Genomic DNA, 4036 nt, shown 5'->3' with positions numbered 1-4036 from the left:
GCGTCTAGCCGAGCAAGCTGGCCCCTGGCCCGTCTCGGGCCCCGCAATCGAAATTGCGAGCCTCGCGCTCACGGACTATTCATGGCAAAAGCAAATGACAGAGACCTTGCGCACTGGCGCCAGGAAACTGGACGAAATGGCCGCCCGCGCAGGCTGGCATCTGGTGGGGGGCACGCCACTGTTTCGGACCTATGCCACGCAAAACGCCGTTGCCGCACAGGAGACCCTGGCCGCGCATAAGGTCTGGAGCCGGATTTTCCCCTATTCCGAAAGCTGGATTCGCCTCGGATTGGCAGGAGATGCCGGGGCATGGGCGCAGCTGACCAGCGCCATGGAAAAGAGACCGTCAAGCTGACCGAAGCCCATCGCAACGTCCTGCGAGCAACCCTGAAGTTGTCCCAGACCCGCTGACAGATACATTGTAAATTCCCCCATGCCTGCTCTATCAGAATCTTTTAATTCACTGTAATTAAACGATATTGCTAAAAGCCTTACCGGTTTCCCTCTTTCATTGCACCCCCATAATCCTGCCATCGAAGTCACCCCCGAGCCCATAAAAAGCCGCCCGCGAAGAGCGGGCGGAGAAGCGTGACGCGGTGCGGCTGGTTCGCCCGCCAGAAAACCCTCTCAGGTCACACCGGCGATAGTAGAATCCTTCAAACCCGCGCCTCGGACTGATGGGCATGATGCCGGCCACGTCGAGCTTTTCCTTCATGCGCTTCGAACTGACCGGGCTGTCGCTGCTACGCTCCGCCCCGAAGCGAAGGCCGCACGCAGCCCTGACCCCCTTCATCTGGACGGGGCGCCGGGCGGGCCGTCGTGGCACGTGTTCGCCTGTGTCGCGGGGCTGGCGTTTGGCACAGGATTGACACGTCGGCATCGCAAGCGCGGCCCCAGAAGGCCGGATGTGGATCTGGATTATGCGGGATTGACCCATGAAACATAGTATTCGACCCTTGCTCACTGCCCTGGTCCTGGCGATGCCTGTGCAGGCGGCAGGCGAGCCCCAGGTCTATCTGGAAGTCCTGAGTCTGAACGATCCGGCGCCCTCTGCCGATCTGGCCAATCCCTATACGGCGATTGAACTGGCGATCGAGCACCCCGGGGTTTCGGGGCTTGCCGACAGCGCACGCGTGACGCGCGCAAGCGACGACACGGGCAAGGATCTTATGGCCGGTGAAGGTCCCTTTGATCGGAATTTCGAGGAAGAGGGCTATTTTATGCGCCACCAGATCAGCCAGAACCCCGAAAAGGGGTGGCTTCGCGTGCCGGTGTTCTTGCCCGGAATTCCACATCCGGATGCCACGCGGCTCGAGATCGGGATGGAACTGGATATCGACGTCATGGACGACGGCACGCGGAGTGTTCTGATCGAGGATGTCGATTTCTCTGAAGTTCCGGGGTGGGGCGTGGATGTGGATGTCGAGGGCGCGCGCATGACCTGCCGCGACGAGCGCCGCGAAAGGCCCGAGGATGAACCGCTCGAACTCCTGTGCGCGATGCGCGACGGCAGTCTCTCGGGTGTCGAGGCCTTGACCGGCGGCGCCGCGCCTGAGCCCTCCAACCCGCAGGCGAACCTGGTGATCGCCGGACCGCGCGATGCCGTCGACCTCGAGGTCACCCTGCCGCAGACGCGGGTCGAGGCCATTCCGGTGACGCTTCGGTTCGGCCTTGGCTTGCAGGGCCGTGGCGAATGAACCGCGCGGCGGGGAGATCGCCCGGCACGTGCGAGGATTCAATCGAACAAGACCAAGGAGACATCCCGAATGCTTCTACAGCACCTTTCCCTTGCCGCCGCCTTGCAACTCACCCCTGTCGGTGGACTACCCGATGCGGCCCTTGAGACGGGCACGCCCGGTGCGGCGCGGAACGCATCGCCGTCCTGCACCGCGCCCGGGTGCGACACCGTGCATCTTGCCCAGGCCGGCGGCGGTAACACCGACACATCCCTTCAAATCGACACCGCGCTGCGCGAAGAGGTCGTCGGGCTTGTCGCCGATACAATTGGGCTGCCCAAGGCGACGGCCGGGGACTACCTGCACGCGCCGCGGACTCTGCCGGGAACACGGCAGAGCGACACACCCGCGGGCTCCGATGCCCGCCATGCGGAGGTCTATGCTTTTCTGGATGACGACGGGCACGTTCTGCCGCTTTCGATCCTCGAAGACACCGACGCGCAGACCAGGACCGACGCGTTCGATCCCTGCGCACCGCTCTCGCCGATGCCGCGGGGCACGCAGGCCGCGCGCAACCTCAAGGTCAGCGTCCTCAGCCCCGAACAGGCCGAGCTGACCCTGGTTCAGGTCAACCTGATCGACATCCGGACAAACCGGATCGAACGGTCGGTCATCGGCCGCGTCAACGGATCAGGACCGGCGAGCCGGGCCGAGGCTATGGCGCAGGCGTGGGAGGAACTGGGTCCGGTCGCGCGACCGCCGCGGGACGGCGAGCCGCAGACGGTGGACGAGGCCCCGACCCCTGCGCCGGAAAGCTGCAAGGTGCGCATGACCGTTTCGCCCGAAGGCTTTACCATGACGCATACGCCGAACGGCGATTTCACCGAATATGATCACCCCGGACCCGGGGCCACCTATATCGGCACGGATCGCATGGCGATGCTGGATCCCGGCGGCCAGGGCTGGGTCGAATTTCCCAGCCATATGGGCGAGATGATGCGTGGCGGTCCCGAAGAGGCCGGGCCGATGGACTTGTTCGATCCGGGAGAAGTCGATGAAAGCCTCTACATGGCGCGGATGCCGCGATACCTTGTCGAAGCGCTCGGTTGGGATCGGATGCTGTCCAACCGCGCCCGGCTGGGCATGGAGGACGACGCTTCGTTCGATCTGGACGCCCCCTGCCCGGATGGCGGGACGGGCTGCGCAAGTCTGCGCGTGCGATTGCAGAGCGGCGCGGATGCCGTGACCTATTCGGGCACGATCCTTTACGATGCGCGGCGCCGTGTCGTTCGCCTGCCGCTCGACGATGGAAGCGTGATCACCTTTTCCTATGGCGACCTCGATATGGGACGTCCGCCGGGCTGGTGACGGCGTTCGCAGATCACTCGACCTGCCGCGCCTCGTGTTCGATGCGGATGATTTGCGGGCTACTATCCTGCATCCGCAGGCGCACGGCGGCAGGTTTTCGCGCTCCGTGTCGGTCAGGGAATAGTAGATCCCTCCCGACAAGAGCGGGACGCACGTGATCTGGAGCAGCCCCCGCGCGTCGTGCGCGAAGGTCCCGACAGCCTTGTAGCGCGTCCCCGGCCCCATGCGGGCGTTGAGCGCATCGTCGGGCGCGACATCGACGACACGCCACGCATCCGGCCCATCCGCATCGGCGGCGGCTGGCCCGCCGAGCCTGCCCGGGGCCAGAAAGATGACGAGCGCGCACCATGTGGCGCAAGTGGTCGGCAACATGGTTGCAACTCCCAAAGACATGGCTTCAGCTTCGCATGTTGACACATTGCTGCTCCACCAACTCCGTCCGGAAGAACTGGGCGTGAAAGACAGGCTGCCTATCGTCGAAAGGAACCCCCCCATGGTTCAACCAACGCAAGCACGTCCGCTCGCCGCCTATCAGATCCCTGGCGGCTGGCGTGATTTCCGCGTCGTGGCTTGTTCTTGCCGTGGTGACGCTGCCGGTGGCGGCGACACCAAACCTGCAACGCGCCAGGATGACACCCCGGCGCGCCTCAGCCGCCCTCATAGGCAGAAAAAACACCTCTAACTCAATGTGCCATTCCCGGCCTGCCGCTCTTGCCGCGTCTCAGGTGCGGGGGCGGCGTTGGTCGGTGAAGCTCTGTCCGTCCCACCAGCGCAGCATGCTTTCATCCTTGGGGTCGAGCATCCAGCCCGGTGGTGCTGCAGCGGGGTTGGCCGTGGTAACGGCGCCATCGGTCTCAGAGCGCGCCGACCCTGCGGCATCGGGCTGTTCGGGTCCCTGTCCGCCACCTGCCGTGCCGGCAGCCGTCTGTGCCACGTCCATCTTGCCTGCCCGCACATCCCTGGCGATCGCAGCGAGGTCACCGAAGAACCCG

General features: G+C 64.6%; 4 protein-coding genes and 1 pseudogene. 4 read left to right on the top strand and 1 reads right to left on the bottom strand.

Annotation, left to right across the window (positions count from 1 at the left end):
- The 4 genes and pseudogenes from ACESL9_RS17335 to ACESL9_RS17320 all read left to right on the top strand — a co-directional run.
- A pseudogene (locus ACESL9_RS17335) lies at window positions 1-355 on the top strand (threonine-phosphate decarboxylase); the annotation flags it as partial.
- 580 nt (window positions 356-935) lie between these two features.
- Window positions 936-1697 carry a hypothetical protein gene (locus ACESL9_RS17330; protein WP_372675336.1) on the top strand — a complete coding sequence of 254 codons (762 nt, stop codon included), beginning with the start codon at window positions 936-938 and terminating at the stop codon, window positions 1695-1697.
- A gap of 69 nt (window positions 1698-1766) precedes the next feature.
- Window positions 1767-3044, top strand: coding sequence for a hypothetical protein (locus ACESL9_RS17325; protein WP_372675335.1), 1278 nt, complete (start codon window positions 1767-1769; stop codon window positions 3042-3044).
- A 331-nt stretch (window positions 3045-3375) separates the two neighbouring features.
- Window positions 3376-3726, top strand: a complete 351-nt coding sequence (locus ACESL9_RS17320) for a hypothetical protein (RefSeq protein ID WP_372675334.1) — start codon at window positions 3376-3378, stop codon at window positions 3724-3726.
- 39 nt (window positions 3727-3765) lie between these two features.
- Here the strand turns inward: ACESL9_RS17320 and ACESL9_RS17315 are convergent.
- Window positions 3766-4036, bottom strand: a 271-nt coding sequence (locus tag ACESL9_RS17315) for a DUF2510 domain-containing protein (protein ID WP_372675333.1), incomplete at its 5' end; no start/stop codon positions are given.

The sequence above is a fragment of the Aquicoccus sp. genome, assembly GCF_041686535.1.
Lineage (GTDB): Bacteria > Pseudomonadota > Alphaproteobacteria > Rhodobacterales > Rhodobacteraceae > Aquicoccus.
This window is presented reverse-complemented; position numbering and strand designations above follow the sequence as displayed.